This window comes from uncultured Cardiobacterium sp. (assembly GCF_938028185.1).
GTDB lineage: Bacteria > Pseudomonadota > Gammaproteobacteria > Cardiobacteriales > Cardiobacteriaceae > Cardiobacterium.
Window position 1 is genome coordinate 1 of sequence record NZ_CALJAH010000205.1, and the last position, 3,557, is coordinate 3,557.

The window sequence follows — 3,557 nt, forward strand, 5'->3', positions numbered from 1 at the left end:
TGCCTGCCACAGCCCGTACTCCGGCGGCACGCCGGGTGAACGCTACCTTCCTGCCGCAGACGCAGGCGGTTGCGCCTGTCCGCCACGCTGCCCCGGTCAAGACCCCGGCACGGCAACGGGTCGCGGTTGCGGCCAAAGCGGCAAAGAAAACCGCCACGCGCAAGGTGCGCCGATGAGTGACCAGCCGAAAGAAGTGCTGTTGCGCGATATTTACGAGTACGTCCCCGCCTCGGCCTACGTCCTCACCGCCGTTTTTCTCTTGCTTGCCTCGGAGCTGGCATTTGTCATCCCCACCGTTGCCTTCGCCCTCGCCTCGCTTTTTTTCCTGCGCGCCGCCGTGCTCTTCCGTCGTGGCTGGCGGGTACGGCGCTACCAGAAGCGGCTGGTCAACCTGCCGGTGTACCGGATGCGCGTCTCTGAACTGCCGGTATCGAACAAGGTGCAGTTCCTCGGCATGGGCTTTGCCTGGACCGGGGTACACACCCAGCGCGTCTATGACCTGACCCAGAGCGAGAACAGCAAATACACCGCCAAGTCGCGCGGTTATAAACGGGCGCGCAATCTTGAGGTCAGGCTCGAACACTCACGCTGGTGGCGCTGGATTGCCGTCTTCACCGCGTCCGCGCGGCACGACCCCAAACCGCTACGCATCGGCTTCCTCTGGTTCAAGATTGCTGCCTGGCGGCTCAACCCGTGGGAGCCGGTACCGCCGCTCGAAGGCGATGCCTGGCTGCACTCGGTCGGCCTCTATGAAGGCGAAGGACCCATCTGGCAGGATTTGGGCAACCGCGTCGGCCATACCCTGGTTGAAGGCACCACCCGCGTCGGCAAGACGCGCCTCGCCGAAGTCATCATCTGCCAGGACATCCTGCGCGGCGACGTGGTCATCGTCATCGACCCCAAGGGCGACGCCGACCTGCTGCTCAATATGTATGCAGCCGCACTACGCGCCGGACGCGCGGACAAGTTCTTTTTCTTCCACCTTGGCTATCCCGAGGTTTCTGCCCAATACAACCCCATCGGCAGCTATGGCCGCATCACCGAGGTGGCCACGCGCATCGCCTCGCAAATGCCGGGTGAGGGGCAGTCCGCCGCCTTCCGCGAGTTCGTTTGGGGTTACGTCAACCAGGTCGCCAAGGGATTGACCGGCATCGGCGAAGTGCCGAACTACCCGCTGATCAAGCAGTACAGCCAACACCTGGAGCCGCTCTACATCCGCCTGATCGACAAGCTGCTCGGCGACAAGATGCCTGGTTATCAGGCGGAACTTGCACGCTATCAGGAGATCATGCGGCTGGAGAAGGCGGAACAGCGCCGTGCCGCCGGCCTCATGGACGACTACTCGCAGATTAAGCGCGACCGCGATGCCATCGCCCGCTACCTGCTGTTCAAACACCACGCTGACAAGCTGCCGCTCTCCGATGTGGAACGCGATACCGCGCAATCGCTGACCAAGGCCTTTATCACCGACCAGCAGTACCTCAACAAGCTGATCGCCTCGCTCGACCCCTTCCTCGAAAAAATGACCACCGGCGCGGTGGCGAAGCTGATTGCCCCCGATTTTCTCGACCCCTCGCGCGATGTCTTCGATTGGACCGGCATCATGCTTTCCGGCGGCATCGTCTATGTCGGCCTGGATGCGCTGTCGGATCAGGAAGTGGCGCGCACAGTCGGTTCTTCCATGCTCGCCGACCTCGCCTCCCAGTACGGCCGTATCTACAAGGAAGGGCGCAGCCAGGGGCTGCCGGACATTCCTGGCGCGCACCGCGACCGTCCGATCCGCGTCCACATCGACGAAGCCAATGAACCGGCGGACAAGAACCTCATTCCCTCGCTCAACAAGGCCGGTGGTGCCAACGTCTCTGTCACCGCCTACACCCAGACCTCCTCCGATTTTGAGGCACGCCTCGGCAACAAGGCCTATGCCGCGCAGATGCTCGGCAACTTCAACACCCTCATTTTCTTCCGCGTCCAAGACGAAGCGACCGCCAAAATCCTGATCGAAAAACAGCGCAAGGTGAACGTCGGCCACGTCCTCACCTACTCCGGCGCGACCGACAGCTCGGACGTGCACTCCGATGTGCATTTCATCTCCTCAACCCAGTCGCGCGAACAGCGGCAGCAGATGGAAATGCTCACCGTCACCGATCTGACCAATCTCCCCAAGGGGCAGTTCTTCATGATTATGAACGGCAACCAGCTCTACAAGGGGCGGGTGCCGTGGCTGATTCCGGCACGCGGCGAGACGGTGCCGGAGAACATCCGCCAGGTGGCGGAGCAGATGCGCCACAACTACAGCTCGCGCATTCCCGACTGGTACAGCTACCGCGACTACTTCAAACCGCAGGAAGTGCTGCGCGACGAAAACGGTGCCGACCAGTGGCAGGCGGTGCGCGAGCAGTTGCGCGGCTGGGGCGAAGACAGCGACGTCCAGTTCGGCTCCGGCCTCGGTCAGGACCAGATGGAAGCGGACGATACGGCGCTGGAGGACGGATTCGATGACTGAGACCGTAATCCGCACCACGCAACGGAGGGCGTATGGCACGCAAGCCTAAAAACGACGCGCCGAACCCCAACGCACAACAGCCGCCTCGCAAACGCGGTCTGTTCGGCCTCATCTTCCTGCCTTTCAGCATGGTGTTCATCGTTGCCGGTTACCTCGTCGGCTCTATCCTCGTCAGCATCCTCCTCGAATGGGGCGGCATGCTCTTCGGCCTCTGCGACTACGATCATGCCGCGCATGTGCTGGAGCAGGAGTTCGCCTACCTCGGCGACAACTTCACCATGACCCTCTTTGGCATCTCCGCCGAAGAAGCCGCCTTGCGCGTCATCCATTTTTTCCAGGGCAATCTGGTCGCGCCGCCACCGGCGCAGGGGCATGTGTCGCCGCAAGAGCTGCTCTCCATGCGCTTCTGGTCGCAGTTGACTGCCAACTGGCCCTACTACCGCAACGCCGTCGTCTATGTGCTGATGGTGACCGGCATCCGCTGCGTCATCATCGTCCTATCCTCGCTGCTCTTTGTCCTCGTCGGTCTGGTGGCTGCCATTGACGGCCTGCACCTGCGCGAGCTGCGCAAGGTCGGCGGCGGCATCGAACACGCCAGTGTCTATCACCATGCGAAAGCGCTGGTGCCTTACACCATCGGCATCTCGCCGGTGCTCTACCTCTCCTGGCCCAGTTCCATCAACCCGAATTTTATCCTGCTGCCCGGCATGTTGCTTTTCTACCTCGCCGTGCTCATCGGATTTTCCACCTTCAAGAAATTCATTTAATCCAAGGAGTTGCCATGTCGACACACGAAGCACCCGACCGTCCCAGCCGCACCCGACTTTACCTGTTGCTCGCCCCATTGCTTGCGAGCAGTGCGGCGAACGCGAAAGGCGCGAAAAAGCCTGCCGCCGTGCCGTTGCGCGGCGAGCAGGCCGAGATTGAGTCCGTCTTACGCGAGCTGGAATACCTGCGCGAGCGCGTGCAGGCGCTACAGGGCAAATACGGGCGTGCCACCGGCAACGCCAAGATCCGCTTCAACTACCCGGCATGTATTGAGCAGTTGCGC

The 3,557-nt window shown here is 62.0% G+C and carries 3 protein-coding genes; all 3 read left to right on the forward strand.

The genetic code is table 11. The features are described from left to right. On the forward strand, window positions 1-2,506 hold a 2,506-nt coding region (traD, locus tag Q0349_RS06085), incomplete at its 5' end, for a type IV conjugative transfer system coupling protein TraD (protein WP_298079984.1). A 32-nt stretch (window positions 2,507-2,538) separates the two neighbouring features. Beyond that, a complete protein-coding gene (locus Q0349_RS06090) occupies window positions 2,539-3,273 on the forward strand; it encodes a TIGR03747 family integrating conjugative element membrane protein (protein WP_298079985.1) in 735 nt (244 codons plus the stop codon). 14 nt (window positions 3,274-3,287) lie between these two features. Continuing rightward, window positions 3,288-3,557, forward strand: a 270-nt coding sequence (locus Q0349_RS06095) for a hypothetical protein (protein WP_298079986.1), incomplete at its 3' end; no start/stop codon positions are given.